The organism is Prosthecobacter sp. (assembly GCF_049294395.1).
In the GTDB taxonomy this organism is placed as follows: domain Bacteria; phylum Verrucomicrobiota; class Verrucomicrobiia; order Verrucomicrobiales; family Verrucomicrobiaceae; genus Prosthecobacter.
In genome coordinates this window covers 1-24,200 of sequence record NZ_JBAQCR010000400.1, presented here as the reverse complement: position 1 = coordinate 24,200, position 24,200 = coordinate 1, and the positions used below count along the sequence as shown (strand labels likewise).

The following is a 24,200-nucleotide window of genomic DNA, read 5'->3' as shown; positions in this document are numbered from 1 at the left end:
GAAAGCACCTTCAGCTTTCCGGATACACCGCCACGGCCATGACGCCTTCACTGGGCAGCCAGCCGACCACTTCCACCCTCTGGAGCGGCTTGACCGACGATCCCATGCCTTTGCGCACCGTTTCCAAAACTTTCTTCTGCGTGTCCTCGGTCACCGTCGAGCCAAACAACCCGGCCAGATCAGAAAGCATGGGCGCAGGCGCATTCACACCGCCAGCCGTGGTCACCGGCGTGCGTGTTTGCCCGCAGGCGAGAATCGTGTCACGGATGGCTTCCGGCGTCATCGCCCCCGAAACCACCACCAGCCTGCGCAGGCGGGTCTCAGCCGTCGGCGACTGCACAATGGCAGGCGCAGGAACCGCCGCTACGGCGCTAACCGGGGGCTTGATTGACTTGGAAGGCTTCAAAAAGCCACGCGGCCCGTCTGCATGAAACGACGCACCGGTGCCCAGAGCCTGCGGCAGCATGGGTTCCTCCGCGCTCAAAGCAGCGGAAGAAACGAGGAAAACAGCGAGCAAACGAAAGACGAAAAATTTCACGAAGGCGCGTTTTTTATCATGTCGGCTCCGAAGTGACAATGATAAAAGTGAGAAAGGTGCTTTCGCCATGGCCGATTTCCCCTCCTCCCGCCCATTCCCCTCTTGCGGCAAACCGACGCTCCGAATTATTATCCGATGATGCGTACCCTCCTTCTGAGCCTGCTACTTGCCTTCCGCAGTCATGCAGCGCAGCCCCAGCTGGCGGCACAGGCGGTCAATGAGCACGCCTTTGAGCTGTTTCAGCTTTTCCGCCCGCTGACGGAGGGAAACTTCTGTTTCTCCCCCTTCAGCTCCCATCAGATGGCCGCCCTCCTGATGACCGCAGCGGATGGTGACAGCCGCAAGGAGCTCGCAGCGCTGGCCCACCTGAAGGGCGACTCAGCCAAGGAGACCGAAGATCTCAGCGCCATGCGCTCCGCTCTGGCGGACACGGTGAGACGCGGCTCCCTGACCATGGAAATGACAAACTCGCTCTGGGCGGCCAGCCCGGCCAGCTTTGCACCGGATTTTCTCATCTCCGCCCAGGCAGCCTTCGGAGCCTCGCTGCAAAAACTGCCCGCCGGAAACGCCACCGCTTCTGCATCGGCGGTCAATCTCTGGGTGCGTGAAAAAACACGGGGCCGCATTCCCCAGATCGTCGGCCCCTCCTCTTTTTCAGCCCCGGCGAAGTCCGTCGTCGCGGTCAACACCCTCTTCCTCAAAGGCCGCTGGAAAAGCCCCTTTGAACTGGAAAAGACCAAGCCGCGCGCATTTCACACTCCTGAAAAAGGAACCGTCATGCTCCCAATGATGATGCAGTTCGCAGAGTCGCCCCACTACGCAGAGTCTGAATCGTGGCAATTCATCACGATGCCCATGACAGACCATGAGGTCCGCATGCTGGTGCTGCTCCCGCGCAATGAAGCCGCCCGCAAGAAAATCGAAGCCGGGCTCACACTCGAGCATTGGAAATCCATCCAAAACCAGAACGCCGACTGCGATGTCAATCTGATGCTGCCGAGATTCGGCTACAGCACGCAGCTCAGCCTCAGGGGGCTCTGGCAAACGCTGGGCGTGAAGAGTCTTTTTCAATCAGGTTCCGCCAACCTTTCCAAAGGACTGTCCGGCGGTGGCTACTTCATCAGCGACATCGCGCATGAAGCCATGATCGAGGTCAATGAGCTCGGCGCAGAGGCCGCCGCCGCCACAGAAGCCCCGCCAGGTCCGTTCGGCGATGCACCGCCAGGTCCTCCCAAACGCCGCAAGGTCACCTTCAATGCCAACCGCCCTTTCATCTGGGTGCTTCAACACGACACCACCGGCTTGATCCTGTTCATGGGTCGCTACGCCGGATCTTAGCCCCTGCCACCATGAACCGCCGCCGACTGCTCCAATCCGCCGCTTTGGCCCTGTGTCCGGCCTCATGCGCAAAACAGCACCACACTCCCCTGCCCTATGCGACGCTCGACGATCTCTCCGCCATGCTCAAAGCGGAACACACCACGCCCCTGCTGCTGGTGGAGCATTGCCTCGAACGCATCGCGCAGATCGACAAAAGCGGTCCGAAAATCAATGCCATCATCGAGTTAAACCCAGCAGCAAAAGCCCTTGCCACCGCATGCCCGCCCGGCCCGCTGCACGGCCTGCCCATTCTGATCAAGGACAACATCGAAACCGCAGATGCCATGCAGACCACAGCCGGTTCGCTGGCCCTGCGCGATCACAAGCCGCAGCACGATGCCGCCCTCGTCACCCGCTTGCGTGAAGCAGGCGCGATCATCCTTGGCAAAACCAATCTCAGCGAGTGGGCCAACATCCGCTCGCCCAATTCCACCAGCGGCTGGAGCGCACGCGGCGGACTCACTCGCAATCCCCACCGCCTCACCCACAGCGCCAGCGGCTCCAGTTCCGGCTCGGCCGCCGCAGTCGCTGCAGGACTCGTACCCGCTGCCATCGGCACAGAAACGAACGGCTCCATCGTCAGCCCCGCCAGCGCCTGCGGCATCGTCGGCTTCAAGCCCACCATCGGCCTCATCAGCGGCAGCGGCATCATCCCCATCACCCACTGGCAGGACACCGCAGGCCCCATGACCCTCACGGTCAAAGATGCCGCCCTTCTCCTGCAGGTGCTCGCCGCAGGCTTCACCGTCGATTTAAAACCAGACGCACTCAAAGGCGCACGCCTCGGCGTGGTGCGCGGCCAGTGCGGCAAGAATCCACAGGTGCTCGCCCTGTTTGAAATCGCACTCCAAAAATTGCGCGAAGCCGGAGCCATCATCATCGATCCGGTGCGCCTGCCCAACTCGGGCGCCGCAGGTAGCTTCTCCTGGCAGGCCATGCTCATCGAATTGCGCCAGGATTTAAACGCCTACCTCGAACAGCGCGGTGGCGATGTGCGCTCCCTCGCCAAACTCATTGCATTCAACGAAACACACCGCGAAGCAGAAATGCCCCACTTCGCCCAGGAGTTCTTCGAGCAGGCGGATAAACTCAGCACCCCGGAGATCATCGCCGAAGGGGCCGGGTTAAGAGAAAAAGCTCGCCGCCTCGCCGGCCCGGAAGGCATCGATGCCGCTCTACAGTCTCACCAGCTCGACGCCCTGATCTGCCCCACCAACGATCCCATCGGCCGCATTGATCTCGCCCATGGCGACACCAACGACCGCGTCGCCAGCACCCCCGCCGCCGTGGCCGGTTACCCACACCTCACCATGCCGCTCGGCTTCGTGGACCACCTCCCCATCGGTTTCTCATTCATGGGCACCGCAAACGCCGATGCCCGCATCCTCGCACTGGGGCATGCGTTTGAGCAGATCACACAGGCCAGACGCGCCCCCGAGTTTCGCAAAACCTAGAGCGTATTTAAATCTTGGCGAGCTATCCGCAGCCAAGGTGTCTGTAGTGAATACCTGCCCGTTTCCATTCTAACTTTTTCATTTTTTGCGTTTCTTTGCGGCCATCCCTCCGGCTCAGGACCCTGCAACAACCATCCCTCGTCCTCACCCCCGCTTCGTCCCCTTCGGCACCCGCTGCTCCCTGTACTCCGCTGGCGTCAGCCCCATGATGCGCCGAAAGCACCGCGTGAAATGCGCGTGGTCAAAGAACCCCAGCTCCACCGCCAGCGCGGCCACGGTCTCCTCCGTTTCAGCCAACCGCCGGCAGCCGGCCTCCACACGCACCCGCAGCAGGTACTGCCGCGCCGAGGAGCCAAAGACACGTCGAAAGCTGCGGTCAAACTGGCTCTGTGAAAGCCCGCACATGCGCGCCATCGCTGCACTGCTCAGCGCAGCGTCCGGATGCTGATGCATCTGCTCGATCACCTTGGCAAAGCGCGCCTCCCCCGAGCTGCGGCTGCGAACCTGCTCCACCTGGCGGGAGAATCCGGCGACGCCGATAATGTTTCCCTCCGCATCACGCAGCGGGATCTTGCTGGAGATGACGAGGCGCGGCGAGCCCTCCGCCTCCGGCGCACTTTCCAAACGGTTCACAATGGGCGTCCCCGTGCGCATCACGATCTCATCATCCGCGTGGTACTCAGCAGCGCGGCTGTGCGGGAAGAAGTCCTCGTCGGTTTTGCCAATGGCATCCTTCTCATGCTTCACCCCGCAGTAGTCGCACCCTCGGCGGTTGATAGCCATGAAGCGCCCCTCGCGGTCCTTGATGAAAAATGACAAATCCGGCAGCAAGTCAAAGAGCTTCATCAACTCCGCTCCGCGTACCCGTCGTAGAAATGCCTGTGGTGAAATCGCAGCCATAATGCGCGTATTTTACACAAGCATGCCATGCCCATGCAAGACGGCATTGCAGCTCTCAGCGTATTCTAGGGCATGAAGCACCCCCAGCATTCCCTGCTCCAGCGCCGTGAGCAGCTACGGCGCATCGCCGCAAGCTTGCACCGCGGTCACACCCGCGATCTGCCTCAGCTCGATGCCTTGCTCGGCGATCAGGAAGTCATCCGCTCATTCAATGACGCGGAGTTGAAAGACCTCTTTCTCGTCATCAAACATCACCGGCCGGATCTGGCGCTCATGCTGCTCACCCATGTAAGAACCCCCAAGGAGCGTCTGAGTCTGGGAAATTGCCTCGCCGCCATTTGGAGCCGCATCGACATCAACGCCGCCTGGCACGCCATCACCGCCAGCAGCCTTCCAGAATCCGAGCGCCTCGCGCTGCGCAGCGCCATGGTCTGACGCCAAATGTCGGCTACAAATCAGCCAGATCGGCGCAAAATTCCGCGCCAAAGCTTCGTAAGCATAATCATACCAGTCAGCAACATTTTCATACCAAACCGCAAAACCTGCATGCGCATCAACACCACCTTGCTCTTCACGCTCCTCGCCTCGTCAGCAGTTGCGGCGCAGCCGATTGGCTTCAACAAGGACATCCGCCCCATCCTTGCAGACGCCTGCTTCCACTGCCACGGCCCCGATCCAGGAACGCGCAAAGCCGGACTGCGCCTCGATACCGAGGCCGGTTTCTTCACCGCCAAGGAAGGTGAGAAACCCACCGTCATCAAAAACCAGCCCGAGATCAGCAACCTCTTCCAGCGTCTCATCACCAAGGATGAAGACGAGCTCATGCCGCCGCCTGAATCGCACAAGACGCTCAAGCCGGAGCAGATCGCGCTGGTGAAGGAGTGGATCGCCCAAGGTGCCTCATGGCAGCCGCATTGGTCGCTCATCCCCCCGCAGCGTTCCGCAGAGCCGCAGGTCAAAGACAGCGCCTGGATCAAAAACCCCGTGGATCGCTTCATCCTCTCCAAGCTCGAAGCCGCCGGCCTCAAGCCCGCCGCTCAGGCCGATGCCCATGCGCTCATCCGCCGCGTTTCGCTCGACATCACCGGCCTGCCGCCTTCACCGGAACTCGTGGCCCGCTATGCACCGAAGGATGGAGCTCCTATCTCCGACGCCTCCTATTCGGCACTGATGGATGAACTCCTCAAATCGCCCGCCTATGGCGAGCACCGCGCACGCTACTGGCTGGATGCCGCACGCTATGCCGACACCCACGGCCTGCATTTTGACAAAGAGCGCGAGATCTGGCCCTACCGCGACTGGGTCGTCAAAGCCTTCAATCGCAACGAACCCTTCGATCAGTTCACCGTCGAACAGATCGCCGGGGACCTCCTGCCCAAGCCCACCGAAGACCAGCTCATCGCCACCGGCCTGCAGCGCTGCAACATCACCACCAACGAAGGCGGCACCATCGATGAAGAAAACCTGGCCAACTACGCCAGCGATCGCGTGCAGACCCTTGGCTGGGTCTACATGGGCCTCACCACCAACTGCGCCCAGTGTCACGATCACAAGTTTGATCCCATCACGCAGAAAGACTACTACTCCCTCGCCGCCTTCTTCCGCAACACCACGCAGAAGCCCAAGGACGGAAACGTGAAGGACGGCCTCGGCCCCATCCTCGTACTGCCCACCGACAAAGACCGTCCGCGCTGGACCGCCCTGCCCACGGAAATCGCCGCCGCGAAAACGAAGCAGGACAGTTCACGCAAAGCCGCAAAGCCGCTCTTCGATCTCTGGCTCACCAGCGCCAAGCCCGAAGACTTGGACAAAGACGTGCCCACCAAGGGCGTCACCGCCCATGTGCCCCTCAATGAAGGCACCGGCAGCGAAGTCACCGGCACCTGCGGCACCGCCAAGACCTTCAAGGCCGTCGGTGAAGTCACCTGGAAGCCCGATGGCAAACTCGGCCCCGCCCCCGTGATGAAACCCAACGGCACCTTTGAGATCGGTGACGTGGGAGACTTCGAAAAAGATCACGCCTTCAGCTACGGCGCCTGGGTGCGTGCAGATCGCGCCGGAGTCTCCGGCAGCATCCTCGCCCGCATGGATGAAAAGAACGGCTATCGCGGCTGGGACCTCTTCCAGAGCGACACCCGCCTCTCCGTTCACATCGTCAGCAAATGGCCTGACGATGCCATCAAGGTCTCCACCGCCAAACCCGCCCTGCGTCCCGGCGTGTGGCAGCATGTGTTCGTGACTTACGATGGCAAAGGCAAAGCTGGCAGCGTGCGCATCTATGTCGATGGAGTCGAAGCTCCCATCAAGCCCGACACCAATGCCCTCAAAGGCAGCATCAAAACCACCACACCCACCCGCATCGGCCAGCGCAGCAATGGCGCCTACTTCAGCGATGGCGGCGTGCAGGACGTGCGCATCTACGACCGCCAGCTCTCCGCCACCGAAGTGCAGACGCTTTCCAAAGTGGGCCCTCTTCGCACCATGCTCGCTGCGAAAAAGCGCGGCCCCAAGCAGCAGGAGGCACTCTTTGAGCATTTCCTCGTCACCCGTGACGCCACCTATCAGGCAGCCCTCGCCACCAGTACCAAGCTCACCGCCGAGCAGGATGCCATCAAAGCCCGCAGCCCACTCACCCACATCCAGGAAGAACGCATGGACACCAAGCCCATGGCCAACATCCTCATGCGCGGCCAGTATGACAAAGTCGGCGAGGCCGTCGATGCCGCCGTGCCCGCAGCCCTCGGCAAACTTTCCGCCGATGCCCCCAAGAACCGCCTCGGCCTCGCCAAGTGGCTCGTCAGTCCGGAGAACTCCCTCACCGCACGTGTGACGGTGAATCGCTTCTGGCAGGAGCTCTTCGGCACCGGTCTGGTCAAGACCACCGAAGACTTCGGCATCATGGGCAATCCTCCCACGCATCCCGAACTGCTCGACTGGCTCGCCGTGGAATTCCGCGAAAGCGGCTGGGATGTGAAGCGCCTCTTCAAGCTCTTCGTCACCTCCTCGGCCTATCGTCAGGCCGCCATCCTCACACCGGAGAAAATCGAAAAAGACCGCGACAACGCCCTGCTCTCCCGCGGCCCGCGCTTCCGCATGGATGCCGAGATGATCCGCGACTACGCCCTCGCCGTCAGCGGCACGCTCTCCCCTCGCATGGGCGGCCCTGGCACCATGCCCTACCAGCCCGAAAACGTCTGGGAAGTCGTCGGCATGGGCACCGAAAAGTACAAGCAGGACAACGGCGAAAACCTCTACCGCCGCACCCTTTACAACTTCTGGAAGCGCACCGCCCCCTCACCCAACATGGAGGTCTTCAACGCCCCCACCCGCGAAGTCAGCTGCGTCCGCCGCGACCGCACCAACACCCCGCTGCAGGCCCTCGTCACCATGAACGATCCCCAGTTCATCGAAGCCGCCCGCAACCTCGCCCAGCACACGCTCAACAACGTCAAAAGCGACGACACCGCCAGGCTCACCGACATCGCCGAGCGCGTCCTCTGCCGTCCGCTCAAAGCCCAGGAGACACCCATCCTCACCGCCAGCCTCGCCGACCTCCGCAAATTCTACACCACCCAGTCAGCCGACGCCGAGGCCCTCCTCAAAGTCGGCGAATCCAAACCCGACGCCAACCTCCCCAAACCCGAACTCGCCGCCTGGACCATGCTTTGCAACGAGCTCATGAATCTGGACGAAGTCCTCAACAAGTAATCACACCGCCATGAATATTCTCGAAGAATGGAACACCTATCAGACGCGCCGACAAATGTTTGCGCGCGGCAAAAATGTGCTAGGCGGCGCTGCGTTGGCATCGCTGCTCGGTGAGAGATTTGCCAATGCCTCAAACGACGCCGCAATGGGGCCGCAGTTTGCGCCAAAAGCGAAGCGCGTGATCTACCTGCACATGGTCGGCGGCCCTGCGCAGATGGACTTGTTCGACTATAAGCCCGAGATGCAGAAGTGGTATGACAAAGACCTGCCCCCGAGCATCCGCAATGGCCAGCGCCTCACCACCATGACCAGCGGTCAGGCGCGCTTCCCCATCGCACCGTCGAAGTTCAACTTCGCCCAACGCGGCAAATGCGGCATGTGGATGAACTCCGATCTCCTGCCCTTCCTCGCACGCAACGCCGACGACATCTGCTGGATGCGCTCACTGCACACCGAGGCCATCAATCACGAGCCCGCCATCTGCGCCATGCAGACCGGCAATCAGATCACCGGCCGCCCCTGCCTCGGCTCCTGGGCCTCCTATGGCCTGGGCTCCATGAATGAGAACCTGCCCACCTTCGTCGTCCTCATCGCCACGCCGACCAACCGCGAGCAGGAGCAGGCCATCTCCTCGCGCCTTTGGTCAAACGGTTACCTCCCCGGCGAGCACGCAGGCGTTTCCTTCCGCAGCAAGGGCGATCCCATCCTCTTCATCAACAACCCGCCCGGCGTCCCTGACAGCGTGCGCAAGCGCACCATCGAAGGCCTCAACGCCCTCAACGAGATCAACTACAAGCAGGTCGGCGATCCCGAAACGCACACTCGCATCCAGCAGTACGAAATGGCCTTCCGCATGCAGGCCAGCGTGCCCGAACTCACCGACATCAACAGCGAACCCGAGCACATCTTCAAGCTCTACGGCGAAGAAGCCCGGAAGCCCGGCACCTTTGCCAACAGCGTCCTCATGGCCCGCCGCCTCGCCGAGCGCGGCGTGCGCTTCACCCAGATCTACCTCAACAACTGGGACCACCACAGCAACGTCGGCGGCCGCATGCCCAGCCAGTGCAAAGACGTCGATCAGCCCTGCCATGCCCTCATCGAAGACCTCAAGCAGCGCGGCATGTTTGACGACACCCTCATCATCTGGGGCGGCGAATTTGGCCGCACCATCTACAGCCAGGGCGGCCTCACCAAGGAAAACTACGGACGCGACCACCACCCCCGCTGCTTCACCATGTGGATGGCCGGCGGCGGCTCCAAAGGCGGCGCCATCTACGGCGAGACCGACGATTTCAGCTACAACATCGTCAAAGACCCGCTCCACATCAGCGACTTCCACGCCACCGTCCTCCAGCTCCTCGGCTTCCACGCCGACCGCTTCAGCTTCAAGTTCCAGGGCCTCGACGCCAAGCTCATCGGCGTCAATCCCGCGAAGCCGGTGAAAGCGCTGATGGCCTGATTGAGGAAAACAAGGACAATCGCCAGGCTGCGCGGTGACTCATCGTCACCGCCGCGCCGCACGCCTGCTTTTCCACTTCTCCCAGCCCAGCATCATCACAAACAGCCCGCCCAGCACCATGCCCGGGCCTGCCAGCGCAAAGAGCTGGTTCTGACTTTCCTCCGCCGCATTGTGCTTGGCCAGCGATCGGAATGACGCGCCATCCACCTCCAGCGTGGCCACCCTCAGCGTTCCTTGAGTGCCCAGCATGTTCAATTTCTTGTTGTCGAAATGCTCTTTCACAAACCCAATTTTCGCCACACTGCCCGGTCGGCTCCACATGGGATTGTAGCGCAGATCGTCCGGTAGTTCGATGGTACGCGGCAGCCCCAGATCGGTGTGCAGTTCCGTGGTCCGGTTCGCCTTCCGGCCACGAACCGAGACTCCCGTGATCCGCCCTTCTTTGATAACGAGGTCAGCCGGTTTAAGCGGCCCGGACACATCGAAAAAGGCCAGCTTGGTGATCAATCCGCCGATACCTATCAGCACCAAGCCTATCAAAATCATCAGCAGGTGATCCCGCTTGCCCCCCGCCAGACTGGTCACATCACCCAGCTCGGTACGGTAAATGACGCGCGGTGAAGGTACACGTTCGGGCATCGGAGTTCGGACGACAGATGGCTGTTCATGCTCCTCCATCATGGGGGGAGGATCGATTTGCAGCGGCTGAAAGGAATTCGGCATCAGGATTGGCTGCGCCTGCATCACTGGCCCCCTCGTCGCCTCGGGTACATCCCGGTAAATCAGTTCCAGCTGTCCGGCTACAATGCGGTCTCCATCGTGCAACGCAGTCACGCGCACAGGCTGTCCATTGACCCACACCGCAGCCCCGTCATAGGCCCCCAGATGCCAGCCGCCATCGAGCTCAGCAATCACAAAATGCCTCGGCATCAGTCCCATCTCCGCCCGCACCGGAATCTGCACCGACGGATCGCTCCCCACACAGGTCTCCCCGCCTGACAAAGGCATGGAATGGCCCGTAGGGGCGATCAAGGAACGCGACATCCAAGCAGGCTACAAACACCTGATGAAATTGGCAAGCGTCGTTCTATGGAAATTATATATCCCGATTCAATCCCCTGTACTTCCCCGGTGCCATCCCCGCATACCGCGAGAAATGCCGCGTAAACGCGCTCTGGTCACACCACCCCGTTTCGATGGCAATGTCCGCCAGCGAGTGATCCGTCTCACGCAGCAGGCACGTCGCCTCATCCAGCCTCAGCTTGTGCAGCAGTTGCAGCGGACTCATTTGAAACAGCCGCTGCACCCGCTGCTCGAACTGATACACGCTCAATCCCGCCTTTTTCGCGATGTCCTCGATGCGCAGGCTCTCCGCAAAGTGCTGCTGCATGTGCTTCAGCGCCGCCGCCAGTTCCGCGAAGCCACTCGCCTTGTCACTCGGTGCATTCAAATCCCGCGAGATGCCAGCCACTCCGATGATGCGCCCATTCACAGCCCGTAGCGCATGCTTCGTGGTCAGGCACCAGCCCGCCTTGTGTCCGGGATAAATGTGCAGCTCCAGCTGATGCTCCACCGGCTTTCCCGTTTTCAGCACCGCCTCATCCTGCCTCGCATAGCTGGAGGCCAGCGCCGCCGGAAACACCTCCGCAGGCCGTTTGCCAATGAGCTTCGTCTTGTCGCCTCCCGCACAGCGGTCCGCCAGCGTCTGATTCACCCGCGCATACCGGCCCGCAGCATCCTTGATGAAAAACACCACATCCGGCAGCGCATCAAACAGCGCCTCCGTCGTCGCGTGCTCGGAGAATGGGCCGGGAGATTCCATGGTTTTGACTGAATTGGCAGCCCATCGGTCAAAAAGCAATCAAGACCCTTCAGCCATCCCGAATCATCCTCAGCCATGTCTCTACCCAAATGGTCCGGCGTCTTCCCGGCAGTCGTCACTCAACTCCACGAAGATCAGTCCCTCGATCTCCCCGCCTCAGCCCGCCACTTCGAAGCCCTCATTGATTCCGGCATCTCCGGCCTCATCGTCTGCGGCTCCCTCGGAGAGAACCAATGTCTGCAGCCCGATGAAAAACGCGCCGTGCTCAAGTGCGCCATCGAAACCGCCAAAGGGCGCATCCCCGTGGTCAGCGGCGTGGCAGAGACGAGCACGCGTGCCGCCATTCAATACATGCAGGATGGCGAGCAACTCGGTGCCGCCGGCTTCATGGTCATGCCCCCCATGGTTTACAAAAGCGATCCCCGCGAGACCGAGCACTGGTTCCGCACCCTCGCCAAGGCCACGCCCCTCCCCTGGATGCTCTACAACAATCCCATCGGCTATCACACCGATGTCACTCCCGAGATGTTCGCCCAGATCGCCGACATCGAAAACCTCACCTCCATCAAGGAAAGCAGCGCCAACCCCCGCCGCATCACCGAGCTGCGCAATCTCGTCGGAGATCGCTACCAGCTCTTCACCGGTGTCGACGACCTCATCCTTGAGTGCAGCATCCTCGGCATCGATGGCTGGGTCGCGGGCAGCGGCATCGCCTTCCCCCAAGAAAACCAGCAGCTCTGGGAACTCACCCGCGCCGGCCGCTGGGACGAAGCCCGCACCCTCTACCGCTGGATGCAGCCCCTCATGAAGCTGGATACCCACATCCACTTCGTGCAATACATCAAACTCCTCTGCCAGGAAACCGGCCTCGGTACAGAGTGGTGCCGCGAGCCACGCCTCCCACTCGCTGGAACCGAACGCGATCAAGTCCTCAAAATCATCCGCGATGCACTGGCCAGGCGCCCGCTATGAGGGGCCCCTTGTGTCAGGCATAGCACTCAAATAGGTGAAGGCATCGCTGGCTCAAGCCCCTCTCGATTCATCCCCCAGTGCTCTGAACCTAGCTACCATGACGCTATCTTTCCCCACTCCGTTCCGCTCCACACCAGCCCCAACGGGGCTGCGTAATATAGCCCAGGGTTGCCGAGCCTTGGCGAGGCTACCCTGGGTTCAGCCATCGAAGCTGGGAAGCAAACCCATCTCATCGCCACACCCCACGTCAACCAGCAGCGTCTGCCATCATCTACACCACGCGCTTGCGCCACAACGTGCTCACCCACTCATCGCATGTTCGAACCCCACCCGGTCCACCCCTGCAAAGTGCTGAATAGATGGCATTCTCTCCGAATCCCACGCCAATCCGCTTGAACGTGCTCCGCATCCCCATCATCGACTCCCACACCGGCGGCGAACCCACGCGTGTCGTGCTTGGCGGCATGAGTCCCGAGGATCTCGAAACCTACCGCCGTGCCATCCTCTGCGAGCCACGGGGGCATGAAGTCATCGTGGGTGCACTTCTCACGGTGCCCAAGGATACGTCATGCACCGCAGGCGTCATCTTCTTCAACAACGTCGGCCGCCTCGGCATGTGCGGCCATGGCCTGATCGGCCTCATCACCACCCTGAAGCATCTAGGTAGCATCTCGTCAGGCGAGCACCGCATCGAAACACCCGTCGGCATCGTCACAGCCACCTTGCATGAGGATGGCCACGTAAGCATCCGCAACGTGCCCTCTTACCGCAAAGCCAAAGCCGTTCAGGCAGGCGGCGTCATCGGAGATGTCGCTTATGGTGGAAACTGGTTTTTTCTGGTGTCCGATCACGGCCTTGCCCTCACGCGCGAAAACATTCCCCGGCTTACCCAGGCCAGTCTCGCCATGCGTGCCGCCGTTCACGCCGCCGGCTTCCCCGAAGTCGACCACATCGAACTCTTCGCCCCTGCGCACGATCCCGCGAATCACAGCCGGAACTTTGTCCTCTGTCCCGGCGGCGAATACGACCGCTCACCCTGCGGCACCGGCACCAGCGCCAAGCTCGCCTGCCTCGCCGCAGATGGAAAACTCGCCCCAAATGAAATCTGGCGGCAGGAAAGCATCATCGGCAGCGTCTTCGAAGGCAGCTACACTCCCACGGAAAACGCCATCATCCCCACCATCACCGGTACCGCCTTCATCACTTCCGAGGCCACGCTCGTTCTCGATCCCGGCGACCCTTTTCAACTTGGCATTCCATGAAAACAATCCTGCTCCTTCTGCTTTCAACGAGCGCCATGGCCGCTGACTTCGAGCAAGCACTCAGCCTGCCCAAACGCACCGAAAACCTCGTCTTCCGTGATCGCGTCAAAGCAAACTGGCTGCCGGATGTCAAATCATTCTGGTACCGCACCCAAACCGGACCCAAGACCCACGAATTCGTCCTCATCCAGGCCGCCACCGGCGAACGCAAAACGACCGCATCACTCAAAGATCTCGGCCTCCCCGAACAGGAAGCCCTCAAGTCCTCCACCGCCAAGATCGAGCTGCGCAAAACAACCCGCACCGGCGAGGAGTCCGGCCTCAAGTTCATCAATCAGCTCGATGCCGACGTCGACATCTTCTGGATCAATCAGCAGGGCGAGCACATCCGCTATGGTGGCATCCGTGCGGGAACCGAACGCGAGCAGCACACCTTCGACGGACATGTCTGGCTCATCACCAGCCGCACCGGCAAGCACCTCGCCATCATCGAAGCCGGCCCTCTCGTCCAGACACTCATCATCGACGGCAAAGGCATCTCTAAAGCCAAAGAGGAAGACAAGAAGCCCAGGGAGCCCGGCTTCAGATCACCCGACGGAGCATTCCTTGTCACGAGCGAAGCCGATCCCGTCACACGCCGCCAGATCACCCTCGTGGATTCCTCGCCCAAAGAAGGCGTTCAACCCAAACTCAAAGTCCTCGACTACCTCAAGCCCGGAGATCCCCTGCCCAAGCCGCAGATGATCATCACCCGCAAAGACGGCCAGAAGATTCGTGTGCCCACGGACCTCTATCCAAACCCCTTCACCGAATCCGGCAAGCTCAATGTCACCTGGGCCCCCGACAGCCACGAGTTCTACTTCGACTACAACCAGCGCGGCCACCAGCTCTACCGCATCCTCGCCGCCGATCCTAAAACCGGCACCGTGCGCACCGTCGTCGAGGAAACCTCCAAAACCTTCATCGACTACACCCACAAAACCTGGCGCCATTGGCTGCACACCACCAGCGAACTCCTCTGGATGAGCGAGCGCGACGGCTGGTGCCACCTCTACCTCTACGACACCAAAACCGGCCACGTTAAAAACCAGATCACCCATGGCGCATGGCCAGTACGCGAAGTCCTTCACGTCGATGACTCAAAGCGCCAGCTCTGGTTTCTCGCCAGCGGCTTGCGCAAAGAAGAAGACCCCTACCACCTCCACCTCTGCCGCATCAACTTCGACGGCACCGGCTTCCAGCAGCTCACCCAAGGCGATGGCAATCACCACGTCGAGTTCTCCCCAAACCGCGACTTCTTCACCGACACCTATTCCCGCGCCGACCTCCCGCCCGTCCATGAACTCCGCCGCAGCCGCGATGGCAGCCTCGTCTGCGAACTCGAGAAAGCCGATGCCACAAAACTCCTCGCCGCAGGCTGGACCCTGCCCGAGCGCTTCGTCGCCAAAGGCCGCGATGGCACCGCCGACATCCACGGCATCCTCATCAAGCCCTCGCACTTTGATCCCGCAAAGAAATACCCCGTCATAGAAGACATCTACGCCGGCCCGCATAGCGCCTTCGCCCCCAAGGACTTCGGTCGCCTGCTCAATCAGCACATCCTCGCCGAGCTCGGTTTCATCATCGTCAAACTCGACGGCATGGGCACCAACCATCGCGGCAAAGCCTTCCACGACGTTTGCTGGAAAAACATCAAAGACGCCGGATTCCCCGACCGCATTGCTTGGATCAAAGCCGCCGCCCAAACCCGCCCCTGGATGGACCTCACCCGCGTCGGCATCTACGGCGGCAGCGCCGGCGGCCAGAACGCCATGCGCGCCCTCCTCAATCATCACGACTTCTACCACGTCGCCGTTGCCGACTGCGGCTGCCATGACAACCGCATGGACAAAATCTGGTGGAATGAGCAATGGATGGGCTGGCCCGTGGATGAAAGCTACGCCCGCAGTTCCAACAAGGACGACGCCCACAAATTGAAAGGTCACCTCCTGCTCATCGTCGGCGAACTCGACACCAATGTCGATCCCGCCACCACCACGCAAGTCGTTGGAGCTCTGCAAAAAGCAGGCAAGACCTTCGACTTCATGCCCATCATCGGCACCGGCCACGGCGCGGCCGAAACACCCTACGGCTCCCGCCTCCGCATGGAGTTTCTCGTCCGCCATTTAAAGCCATGATTGTATTCCCTGACGGACTCTCCTTAAATACATCACTTCCCCATCAGAGTGTCATTACGAGACGACATCAACCAAGCCATCAAAGGACAGGCAAACATCGCCTTTGAATTTGTCAGTCTTCATCGTTTTCAGGACATTCTCGATCAAGTGGCTGAACGTTTTCTCAAACGAGGGAAAAGAGATCTAAACAAAATCTGGCTGTGGAACGAGTTCCGAAATGAAACAGGAAGCAGTCAGCCCGAAGATGTCCTTTCAGCACTGACTGAAATGATGGAAGCGCAAACCTCCTATTGGTTCATCGCGAGTGATGAAAACGGCAAATATTGGGTAGCTGAATCCAGCGGAAGCAGCATCATAACCGTGCTGAGAGAGATGTATGCCTTTGAGTATTATATTCTCGATAAACAGATGTCCTGGATTCTCTGCGAAAATCATCATGGAATGCTCATTGAGGCAAGAGTTTCGGCGACGCCGAACGTCCCAAACGCTGCGCCAGACTAGTTGCGAGCTTCAGCTCGTCCTGAGGAGTCTATTCACGTTCTGAAGAGAATAAAAGCACTGTGCTCATTTGTCGATAATCCCGCTGGCATTGCCAGATTCGTTCAAGAGGCACCGCCCCACAACGTCTATATGACGTCATGCCCTCCCACGTCACTATCCTCGGCGCAGGCGTCATCGGCCTCAGCACGGCGCTCTACTGCGCCCGTCGCGGCATGCAGGTCACCATCATCGATCAAAAGCCCGCGCAACGCGATGGCTGCTCCTTTGGCAATGCCGGCATGATCGTCCCCAGCCACTTCATTCCACTCGCAGCCCCCGGCATGGTCAAACTAGGCCTCAAGTGGATGTGGAATCCCGAGTCCCCCTTCTACATCAAACCCCGCCTCGATCTCGATCTCCTCTCCTGGGGCCTGCACTTCTGGAAAGCCGCCACGGCACAGCGCGTCGCCGCCGCTGCTCCTGTGCTGCGAGATCTCAGCCTGCTAAGTCGCCAGTGCTTCGAAGACATCGGCCTCGATTTTGGCCTCGTCAAAAACGGCCTCCTCATGCTCTGCAAACAGCAGCAGACCCTCGATGAAGAAGCCCACATGGCATCTCAAGCCAACACCCTCGGCATCCCCGCCCAGGTGCTCGATGCCAAAGCCACCGCCGCACTCGATCCCAACATCACCATGGATGTCTGCGGCAGCGTCTTCTTCCCCAAAGACTGCCATCTACCCCCCACCCGCTTCATCTCCGTCCTCGAAACCGAACTCACACGCCTCGGCGTTCAGTTTCTATGGGAAACAGAAGTGAAAGGTTTCAAGGTCGAAGACAGCACGCTGCGCGCGATCAATACCACAAGAGGTGAAGTCGAATGTCAGGAAGTGGTGCTTTGCAGCGGCGTCTGGTCAGCAGATCTGGCGAAGTCGCTGAATCTCAAACTGCCGATGCAGGCAGGCAAAGGTTACAGCCTCACCTTGACGCAGCCCGCCCAACTTCCAAATCTGTGCAGCATCTGCACGGAGGCCCGTCTCGCCGTCACCCCCATGGATGGTGCGTTGCGTGTCGGTGGCACAATGGAAATGGCCGGCATCAATGAATCCATCACCCAGCGCCGCGTGCGAGGCATCACGCGGGCGTTTCCGCAGTACTTTCCTGCGTTTAAGGAAAGCGATTTCGCCGAAGTAAAACCCTGGAGCGGCCTGCGCCCCGTATCACCGGATGGCATGCCTTACATCGGCCGCACCCGGCGCTGGAAAAATCTCACCCTCGCCACTGGCCATGCCATGATGGGCCTCAGCCTCGCCCCCGCGACAGGAAAGATCGTCAGTGATCTGCTTGCCGGAGAGAATCAACCCTTGGCACTCGATTTGATGTCACCCGACCGCTTTGCATGAAAACCGCACTTGCCACCCTTTTCTTCGTATCGACGGCTGCGCTGGCGCTGGACCGCCCCAAGCTCCAAATCATCAATGCAGCGCCGAATGCAGTGGAGGTGTTTTGGCTGAATCCGGAGGGAGTGCGCGTTGCCAATGGCAAAATCGAACCCGGCGCAGACAACATCATAGGCACATCTATCGGACATCGCTTCGTCATTGTGGACGGCGACAAGGAAACAGAGGTGGTGAGCAAAGTGCCGGTGCAGGGCTTCCGCTACGACCCCGCAGCGAAGGATGGCGTGCCGGCATGCTACACCCAGCGCACCAGCGCAAGAGGCTTCCCCATCGTGGCTACGGCCAAGGTCAATCCCTATGCACTCAAGGAGGTGGCCCACCTTCTCGGTCTCATGCTTGCGCATCGGCCAGACGTCCGCCAGGCAATGACCGACAGCGGCGCACGCATGATCATCCTGGCGCATGATGAATACACCACCGATCTGCCGGAATTTGCCCGTCTCGCAGACAAGCCGGTTGAGGGCTATGAAAATCTAACGGCCAAAACTTACTGGGACGTTCGCGCACGCGGCCTGGGCGGCAGCAGGACCGATCCTTTCTGCTCCTGCGCCGAAGAAAACGTGCTGGCCTTTCCCGGCGATCCTTATGAAAAGGAGTGCATCGTCATCCATGAGTTTGCCCATAGCATTCATCTGCGCGGCATGGTGAATGTGGACCCGACTTTCGACACACGTCTGAAGGCGGCCTATGATGCAGCGATGAAGGCCGGACTATGGCGCGGCAAGTATGCCAGCGTAAATCATCACGAATACTGGGCGGAAGGTGTGCAAAGCTGGTTTGACGACAATCGCGTGAACGACCATGACCACAATCATGTACATCTGCGCACGCAGCTCATCGAGTATGATCCAGGTCTCGCTGCGCTGTGCCGCGAGGTCTTTGGAGGAACGGAGCTGCACTACACCAAGCCGACAAAACGGCTCACCGGCCACATGGCGGGATATGATCCCACCAAAGCCCCGGCCTTCTCGTGGCCGGAGCCGATGCAGGCAGCGCGCCAGCTGATCCAGGCCAAGGCACGGAAGCGTGATGCGGAGGCCAATGGTGGGCGCGAGACCCGCGACATCGAAGGCTGGACTGTCCACATCAGCCCTGAACTGCTGGACCATGAAGCAGAGGCCACAGCGAATGCGCTGAAGCTGCTGACGCTGCAGCTGCAGGAAATCGTGCGGGTCGTTCCGGCCAAGGCAGTGGTGGAGCTGCGCAAGGTGCCGCTGTATTTCAATCCGCAATACCCCAAGTCACGACCACGCGCTGAGTATCACCCAGGTGCAGGCTGGCTCAAGGAGAACGGCCGCGACCCCGTGATGGAAAAAGGCGTGGAGTTTTCCAACGTGCGCATCTTTGAGGCTGAAATGCGGCGCATGCCCAATTTTGCTCTGCATGAGCTGGCTCACGCCTATCATGACCGCGTGCTTGGCTATGAAAATGCGGAGATCGAGGCCGCCTTTCAGCATGCAAAAGCTGCCGGAAAGTATGACAGCGTGCAGAGGCAGGACTCCGAAGGGCGCAAGCGGCTGGACAAAGCCTACGCCATGACCAACGCGAAGGAATACTTTGCCGAATGCTCGGAGGCCTATTTCACCCGCAATGATTTCTTTCCCTTCACGCGCGCGGAGCTCAAGCAGCATGATCCCGCGATGTTTGCCCAGCTTGAGAAACTCTGGGGTATTCAACCAATTTGACCATGAGACATATACTCCTGTTAGCCTCGTTCCTTGTCATGTCGCTGCCCGCTGCAGCAAAACCCCTGAAGGTCTTCATCCTCGCCGGGCAGTCGAACATGGAGGGGCATGCAAAGATCGAGACCTTTGACTATATCGGCGATGATCCGGCCACCGCGCCGCTGCTGAAACAGATGCGCGGGGCGGATGGCACGCCGACAGTGTGCGATCACACTTGGATTTCGTATTACACCGGCAAATACGACGGCAGCGCGAATGGAGAGGGCACCGGCAAGCTCACGGCTGGCTTTGGTGCGCGAGACGATGCGACAAAGCCGAACGGCAAGATCGGGCCGGAATTCACCTTCGGCCTCACGATGGATGCCGCACTGAAGGAACCGGTGCTTATCATCAAGACCGCGTGGGGCGGCAGAAGCCTGAACACCGAGTTCCGCCCGCCGAGCGCGGGGCCGTATGAACTCAACGACTACCAGAAGAAGCTCTACTACGGCCCGCCGGGTCACGGTGTCCCGAAGGACATGACCCAGTGGCTTGCGGAGAAGAAACAGGAAACAGGGCGCTTCTATCGCTACATGGTCGAGCATGTGAAGCGTGTTCTCGCTGATCCAAAGCGCGTGTGCCCGGCCTACGACGCCACACAGGGCTACGAAATCGCGGGCTTCGTCTGGCTGCAGGGATTCAACGACATGGTGGACAGCCACACGTATCCTGAGCGCGGCAAGCCCGGGCGGTTTTCGGTTTACAGCGACCTGCTGGCCAAGTTCATCCGCGACGTGCGAAAAGATCTGAACGCCCCCCAGATGCCGTTTGTCATCGGCGTGATGGGCATCGGCGGCGCGAAAGCCAGCCCTGACATTCTTTCCTTCCGTGAGGCAATGACCGCGCCATCACTGCTCCCCGAGTTCAAAGGCAACGTCGTCGCCGTGCAGACCGCGCCGTTTTGGTCAGAGGAACTCGGAGTCATCGACGACAAGAGAGCCCAGGTCCGCCAGATGGGCTTCCACCTAAACTCAAAGCACAAAGACCACGCCAACGCCAACGGCCACATGACCGAAGAGCAGAAGCGCGAGTATTTGAAACAGCTCGAAGCGAAGCTCATCTCCCCTGCTGAAGTGGCTCTCTGGCAACGCGGCGCATCCAATGCCGGCTACCATTATCTCGGCTGCGCCAAGACCTTTGCACTCATGGGCCGCGCCTTCGCTGAAGCCATTGTTCATCCTACGCAGCAATCGCCTGCGGCGAAACCCCAGGAGGGCGAGATGGCTGGTTATCTGTTTGGTCCGGCGGAAAAAGTGCCGGAGGAGTTCAACGGCGGCTTTTCATTCTACGCGGCTGCGTGGCCGCTGGTAGCGACTTATCCGGGACATAAGTTCCAAACCGGACTCTGCGGCACCTGGATGCATCCGCAGTACGAGGAGGGGAAAAAACCGGAAGGCAAATGCTACACCGACATCGAAGGAGGGCTCGGCTGGTGGCGCGACACACACTTCCCCACCACCACGCCCAAGTTCATCATGGGCGGCGTGGGGCCGAATTTTTCCTTCATTGCCAACGGCCCCGGCTACGGCGCAGGCACCTGGGAAAAGCCGCGCGGCCAGTATGGAGTGGCCCAGCTCAGCCCCTGGCTGCTGTTTCCACTGGATGGCCTGAACCTCAAGCAAGGCACCAGTGGTGAACTCTTTGGTTATGGCTATCTGCCTCTGCCGCTGACCAATCCGAAGACCACCACGGCAGGCAGGAACACGCCCACCGGAAATCAATGCTGGACGCTCTTTCTCAACACCGCAAACTTCAAGGGGCCTGCCGCTTTCTTCACACCCTTCTTCTGGACTCAGGCCACAGTCGACCACCCGGAGTGGGCAGACATGCTGCTCGACTCACGCCCTGCCGGCCCCAACAAAGCCATCCAAATGGAGACGCAGCACGTGCCTGCCGTTCTCACAAAAGACGCCAGCGGCAAGGAGTATGCACGCGTGGCGCCGACGGCATTCCCCATCGGCCCCGATGGCACCTCCACCGTTCTGCACCGGCTTACCGCATATAAAAAAGCAGCCCTGTGGGATGATGTGCAGAAATGGTTCAATGGCGGCCCACCTGCCGATGGCGCGATCAAAGCAGACGCATCCGTTGTTCATACCTTCCGCACAGGCGGCGGCTCAAACTGGAGCATCTATCCACCAGGAACAAAACGGGAGGAGAAAGTGCCGCTGGCATGGAGGGACTTTGCCACCTCCTTCACACCAGATCCAATCACCTTTGGCTATCAGTGGAGCAAACAACTCACACGCAGCAGTGGCTCGCTCGTCACTCTGCCGGAATACTACGCTCTGGGAACCAATGGCAAAAAGCCGCAGTGGAATGTACTGCCGCCTCAGGCAGTGCCTGCGGAACTGGGCCTCACGCAGCATTGCTTTGAGCCACCCGCCGAAAAGTCGCAGGAGCCACGTACCACACCTGATGATGCAGCCAGTTGCTGGAAGAAACCCGGCCCCGCCGCTGGCCCCTTCAAAGCCCGGCTCGGCGATGGCAGTGTAGTGACCTATTATTGGTATCGCTTCGCCGACCAGCCCGCGATGCTCAATGCCGACCTCACCGACGAAGAGCGTGAGCAAGTGCAGGCCCGAGTGGAGAAACTTCACCGTGCCTGGACCAAAGACCGCGACTACCTCGTTCCACCCGATGTCGGCACATTAGCACACATTGATCCCGCCTTGATCCTCACACCGCCCAAGGGCCTTGAGGTTGGCTACGTGCCCATCGCCACTCGGCAGGAATTGGAAAAATAGCCATCGATGCACCTCATGAGATCACTGGGCTTGCTCCTGCTGCAGATCACCTTGGTTTGCGGCCACGCGCTCGCGGTCACAAAGCCCCATGTGCTGCTCATCCTCGCGGACGATCTCGGCTACGGCGATGTGCGCTGCTACAATGACCAGTCAAAGGTCCCCACACCAAACATCGACCGCCTCGCGCGTGAGGGCATGCGGTTCACCGATGCACACAGCCCGGCCACCGTTTGCACGCCATCACGCTACAGCCTCATGACGGGCCAGATGGCATTTCGGGTGCCGAATGGCGGCACGGTGTTTCAGGGGGCTGGCGGTCCTTCTTTGATTGCGCCGGGCCGGCTCACACTTCCCGCCTTGCTAAAAAGCCAGGGCTACGCCACCGCAGCCATCGGCAAATGGCATGTAGGCCTCACCTTTCCCGACAGCCTCGGCGAAGCGATTCACCAAGGTCGATTGGAAGACGTGCGGCGCATTGATTTCACACGTCGCATCGAAGGCGGGCCGCTGGATCACGGCTTTGAGCACTTCTTCGGCACAGCCTGCTGCCCCACGACCGACTGGCTCTATGCCTTCATTGATGGCGACCACATACCCGTGCCACCTAAAGCCCCCATCGACAAATCGAAGCTGCCCAAGCACCCGTACGCGAACGACTGCCGCGCAGGCCTCATCGCACCAGATTTCCCGATGGAGGAAGTGGATCTGCTCTTCCTCAAGAAAAGCCGCGAGTTCATGGAAGAGCACATGCGCACCACGCCGGACAAGCCCTTCTTCCTCTACCACGCCACCCAGGCCGTGCATCTGCCGTCCTTTGCCGCGCCTGAGTTCCAGCACAAAACCCAGGCCGGCCCGCATGGCGATTTCATCGGCGAACTGGATCACATCATTGGTGAGTTGATGAAGGAGCTCGACAAGCTCGGCATCGCAGACCAGACCATCGTCCTATTATCCAGCGACAACGGCCCCGAAACCACCAGCATCATCCACATGCGCGCCGATCATGATCACGATGGTGCCAAGCCCTGGCGCGGCATGAAGCGTGATGCATGGGAGGGCGGCCACCGCGTGCCGCTCATCGTCCGCTGGCCGGGTCATGTCAAAGGCGGCAGCACCAGCGATCAGCTCGCCAGCCTCACTGATATGATGGCCACGCTCGCCGCTATCACCGGCTCGGAGCTTCCGCACAATTCCGCAGAAGACAGCTTCAACCTGCAGCCAGTGCTCGAAGGCAAAGCAACGGCACCGGTCCGCCGGTATCTGCTCACGCAGGCCTTCGGCGGACAGCGCACTCTTTCCATCCGCCGAGGCTCGTGGAAGTACATCGACCACCGTGGCTCCGGCGGAAACAACTATGCTAATCCCGAGCTGAAACAATTCGCGCTACCCGAAGTCGCGCCTGAAGCACCGGGCCAGCTCTACGATCTCGCCAGCGATCCCGGTGAAACCACCAATCTCTATTTCAAACGCCCCGAAATCGCCGCCGAGTTGAAAGCCCTGCTCGACAAATCCAAAGCCGCAGGCCGCAGCACCGTCCCCAAACAACCATGAGAGCCGTCTCCATCTTCAATGACGTCATCGGCCCCGTGATGCGCGGCCCCTCAAGCTCTCACTGCGCGGCGGCACTGCGCATCGGGCGTCTGGCGCGTGATTTGATGGAGGAAAACATCACGGACGTGCTGGTGGAGTTTGACCGAGCCGGCTCGCTGCCCACAACGCACGAAAGCCAGGGCAGTGACATGGGCCTCTTCGGCGGCTTGCTCGGCTGGGACGCCGATGATGAACGCCTGCCCGACTCCGCACAGGCGCTTGCAGATGCCGGAATCAAACTGCGCATCGAAACCGTGGACGTAGGAGATCCGCACCCAAACACCTATCGGCTAACGCTCCGCAATGCCCATGAGCAGCACACACTCATCGCCATCTCAACCGGCGGCGGAATGATGGAGGTGCTCACCATTGATGGCGTCTCAATGTCCATGGACGGCGGCTATCATGAGACGCTCATCTGGCTGTCAAAGACCGCCTCCGCTGAGTTTGAGGCCGCTGAGGTCCTGCATCATGACGCAGGCGAATGCCAGATCTTCCAAGTCAAGTCATCATCATTTGCAGCCACGGAT

The 24,200-nt window shown here is 60.3% G+C and carries 17 protein-coding genes and 1 pseudogene; 14 read left to right on the top strand and 4 right to left on the bottom strand.

All coding sequences use genetic code 11. From position 1 onward, the window contains the following. Positions 1 to 10: 10 nt before the first annotated feature. Positions 11 to 538: a hypothetical protein gene (locus WAW39_RS27495; RefSeq protein WP_422322466.1), complete on the bottom strand. Its 528-nt coding sequence runs from the start codon at positions 536 to 538 to the stop codon at positions 11 to 13. 138 nt (positions 539 to 676) lie between these two features. Between WAW39_RS27495 and WAW39_RS27490 the strand changes: the two genes are divergently transcribed. Both WAW39_RS27490 and WAW39_RS27485 read left to right on the top strand, forming a co-directional pair. Then, positions 677 to 1,876: a serpin family protein gene (locus WAW39_RS27490; protein ID WP_422322464.1), complete on the top strand. Its 1,200-nt coding sequence runs from the start codon at positions 677 to 679 to the stop codon at positions 1,874 to 1,876. Positions 1,877 to 1,887: 11 nt separating this feature from the next. After that, complete coding sequence (locus WAW39_RS27485) at positions 1,888 to 3,372, top strand: amidase (protein ID WP_422322462.1); 1,485 nt, start codon at positions 1,888 to 1,890, stop codon at positions 3,370 to 3,372. Between the two features lie 144 nt (positions 3,373 to 3,516). Here the strand turns inward: WAW39_RS27485 and WAW39_RS27480 are convergent, their stop codons facing one another. Beyond that, on the bottom strand, positions 3,517 to 4,272 hold the full coding sequence (locus tag WAW39_RS27480; protein ID WP_422322460.1) for a helix-turn-helix domain-containing protein: 756 nt from the start codon (positions 4,270 to 4,272) through the stop codon (positions 3,517 to 3,519). A gap of 72 nt (positions 4,273 to 4,344) precedes the next feature. Between WAW39_RS27480 and WAW39_RS27475 the strand changes: the two genes are divergently transcribed. From WAW39_RS27475 to WAW39_RS27465, 3 genes are all read left to right on the top strand, one after another. Beyond that, on the top strand, positions 4,345 to 4,707 hold the full coding sequence (locus WAW39_RS27475; RefSeq protein ID WP_422322458.1) for a hypothetical protein: 363 nt from the start codon (positions 4,345 to 4,347) through the stop codon (positions 4,705 to 4,707). 111 nt (positions 4,708 to 4,818) lie between these two features. Continuing rightward, complete coding sequence (locus tag WAW39_RS27470) at positions 4,819 to 7,980, top strand: DUF1553 domain-containing protein (RefSeq protein WP_422322456.1); 3,162 nt, start codon at positions 4,819 to 4,821, stop codon at positions 7,978 to 7,980. 10 nt (positions 7,981 to 7,990) lie between these two features. Next, the gene (locus WAW39_RS27465) at positions 7,991 to 9,439 is read left to right on the top strand and encodes a DUF1501 domain-containing protein (RefSeq protein ID WP_422322454.1); all 1,449 of its coding nucleotides are present in this window, start codon (positions 7,991 to 7,993) and stop codon (positions 9,437 to 9,439) included. Between the two features lie 45 nt (positions 9,440 to 9,484). On the opposite strand, the gene WAW39_RS27460 is transcribed toward WAW39_RS27465, so the two are convergent. Together WAW39_RS27460 and WAW39_RS27455 are read right to left on the bottom strand one after the other, a co-directional pair. Next, positions 9,485 to 10,447 (bottom strand): FHA domain-containing protein, encoded by a 963-nt coding sequence (locus WAW39_RS27460; protein WP_422322452.1) that lies wholly within the window; start codon positions 10,445 to 10,447, stop codon positions 9,485 to 9,487. Between the two features lie 88 nt (positions 10,448 to 10,535). Continuing rightward, on the bottom strand, positions 10,536 to 11,261 hold the full coding sequence (locus WAW39_RS27455; protein WP_422322450.1) for a helix-turn-helix domain-containing protein: 726 nt from the start codon (positions 11,259 to 11,261) through the stop codon (positions 10,536 to 10,538). A gap of 75 nt (positions 11,262 to 11,336) precedes the next feature. Here WAW39_RS27455 and WAW39_RS27450 point away from each other — a divergent pair, with 75 nt between their 5' ends. The 9 genes and pseudogenes from WAW39_RS27450 to WAW39_RS27410 form a co-directional block, all read left to right on the top strand. Further along, positions 11,337 to 12,233 carry a dihydrodipicolinate synthase family protein gene (locus tag WAW39_RS27450; protein ID WP_422322448.1) on the top strand — a complete coding sequence of 299 codons (897 nt, stop codon included), beginning with the start codon at positions 11,337 to 11,339 and terminating at the stop codon, positions 12,231 to 12,233. Positions 12,234 to 12,631: 398 nt separating this feature from the next. Beyond that, on the top strand, positions 12,632 to 13,495 hold the full coding sequence (locus WAW39_RS27445) for a proline racemase family protein (protein WP_422322487.1): 864 nt from the start codon (positions 12,632 to 12,634) through the stop codon (positions 13,493 to 13,495). Continuing rightward, positions 13,492 to 15,672 (top strand): prolyl oligopeptidase family serine peptidase, encoded by a 2,181-nt coding sequence (locus WAW39_RS27440; protein ID WP_422322446.1) that lies wholly within the window; start codon positions 13,492 to 13,494, stop codon positions 15,670 to 15,672. Before WAW39_RS27445 ends, WAW39_RS27440 begins: the two co-directional genes overlap by 4 nt. A 48-nt stretch (positions 15,673 to 15,720) precedes the next feature. After that, the gene (locus WAW39_RS27435) at positions 15,721 to 16,173 is read left to right on the top strand and encodes a DUF6756 family protein (protein WP_422322444.1); all 453 of its coding nucleotides are present in this window, start codon (positions 15,721 to 15,723) and stop codon (positions 16,171 to 16,173) included. A gap of 95 nt (positions 16,174 to 16,268) precedes the next feature. Further along, positions 16,269 to 17,552 (top strand): NAD(P)/FAD-dependent oxidoreductase, encoded by a 1,284-nt coding sequence (locus tag WAW39_RS27430; protein WP_422322485.1) that lies wholly within the window; start codon positions 16,269 to 16,271, stop codon positions 17,550 to 17,552. After that, on the top strand, positions 17,549 to 19,294 hold the full coding sequence (locus tag WAW39_RS27425; RefSeq protein ID WP_422322442.1) for an anthrax toxin lethal factor-related metalloendopeptidase: 1,746 nt from the start codon (positions 17,549 to 17,551) through the stop codon (positions 19,292 to 19,294). Before WAW39_RS27430 ends, WAW39_RS27425 begins: the two co-directional genes overlap by 4 nt. A 2-nt stretch (positions 19,295 to 19,296) precedes the next feature. Further along, entirely contained in the window at positions 19,297 to 22,080 is a 2,784-nt protein-coding gene (locus tag WAW39_RS27420; protein ID WP_422322440.1) for a sialate O-acetylesterase, read from the top strand. 15 nt (positions 22,081 to 22,095) lie between these two features. Then, the gene (locus tag WAW39_RS27415) at positions 22,096 to 23,631 is read left to right on the top strand and encodes a sulfatase family protein (protein ID WP_422322438.1); all 1,536 of its coding nucleotides are present in this window, start codon (positions 22,096 to 22,098) and stop codon (positions 23,629 to 23,631) included. Then, positions 23,628 to 24,200, top strand: a pseudogene (locus WAW39_RS27410) (serine dehydratase); the annotation flags it as partial. The gene WAW39_RS27415 and the pseudogene WAW39_RS27410, both read left to right, overlap by 4 nt.

Coding starts and splice junctions, on each gene's coding strand:
- WAW39_RS27490 (WP_422322464.1), top strand. CDS start 677: ATGCGTACCCTCCTTCTGAGCCTGCTACTTGCCTTCCGCAGTCATGCA.
- WAW39_RS27465 (WP_422322454.1), top strand. CDS start 7,991: ATGAATATTCTCGAAGAATGGAACACCTATCAGACGCGCCGACAAATG.
- WAW39_RS27425 (WP_422322442.1), top strand. CDS start 17,549: ATGAAAACCGCACTTGCCACCCTTTTCTTCGTATCGACGGCTGCGCTG.
- WAW39_RS27415 (WP_422322438.1), top strand. CDS start 22,096: ATGAGATCACTGGGCTTGCTCCTGCTGCAGATCACCTTGGTTTGCGGC.
- WAW39_RS27460 (WP_422322452.1), bottom strand. CDS start 10,447: ATGCCTTTGTCAGGCGGGGAGACCTGTGTGGGGAGCGATCCGTCGGTG.
- WAW39_RS27455 (WP_422322450.1), bottom strand. CDS start 11,261: ATGGAATCTCCCGGCCCATTCTCCGAGCACGCGACGACGGAGGCGCTG.
- WAW39_RS27475 (WP_422322458.1), top strand. CDS start 4,345: ATGAAGCACCCCCAGCATTCCCTGCTCCAGCGCCGTGAGCAGCTACGG.
- WAW39_RS27470 (WP_422322456.1), top strand. CDS start 4,819: ATGCGCATCAACACCACCTTGCTCTTCACGCTCCTCGCCTCGTCAGCA.
- WAW39_RS27420 (WP_422322440.1), top strand. CDS start 19,297: ATGAGACATATACTCCTGTTAGCCTCGTTCCTTGTCATGTCGCTGCCC.
- WAW39_RS27480 (WP_422322460.1), bottom strand. CDS start 4,272: ATGGCTGCGATTTCACCACAGGCATTTCTACGACGGGTACGCGGAGCG.
- WAW39_RS27450 (WP_422322448.1), top strand. CDS start 11,337: ATGTCTCTACCCAAATGGTCCGGCGTCTTCCCGGCAGTCGTCACTCAA.
- WAW39_RS27440 (WP_422322446.1), top strand. CDS start 13,492: ATGAAAACAATCCTGCTCCTTCTGCTTTCAACGAGCGCCATGGCCGCT.
- WAW39_RS27485 (WP_422322462.1), top strand. CDS start 1,888: ATGAACCGCCGCCGACTGCTCCAATCCGCCGCTTTGGCCCTGTGTCCG.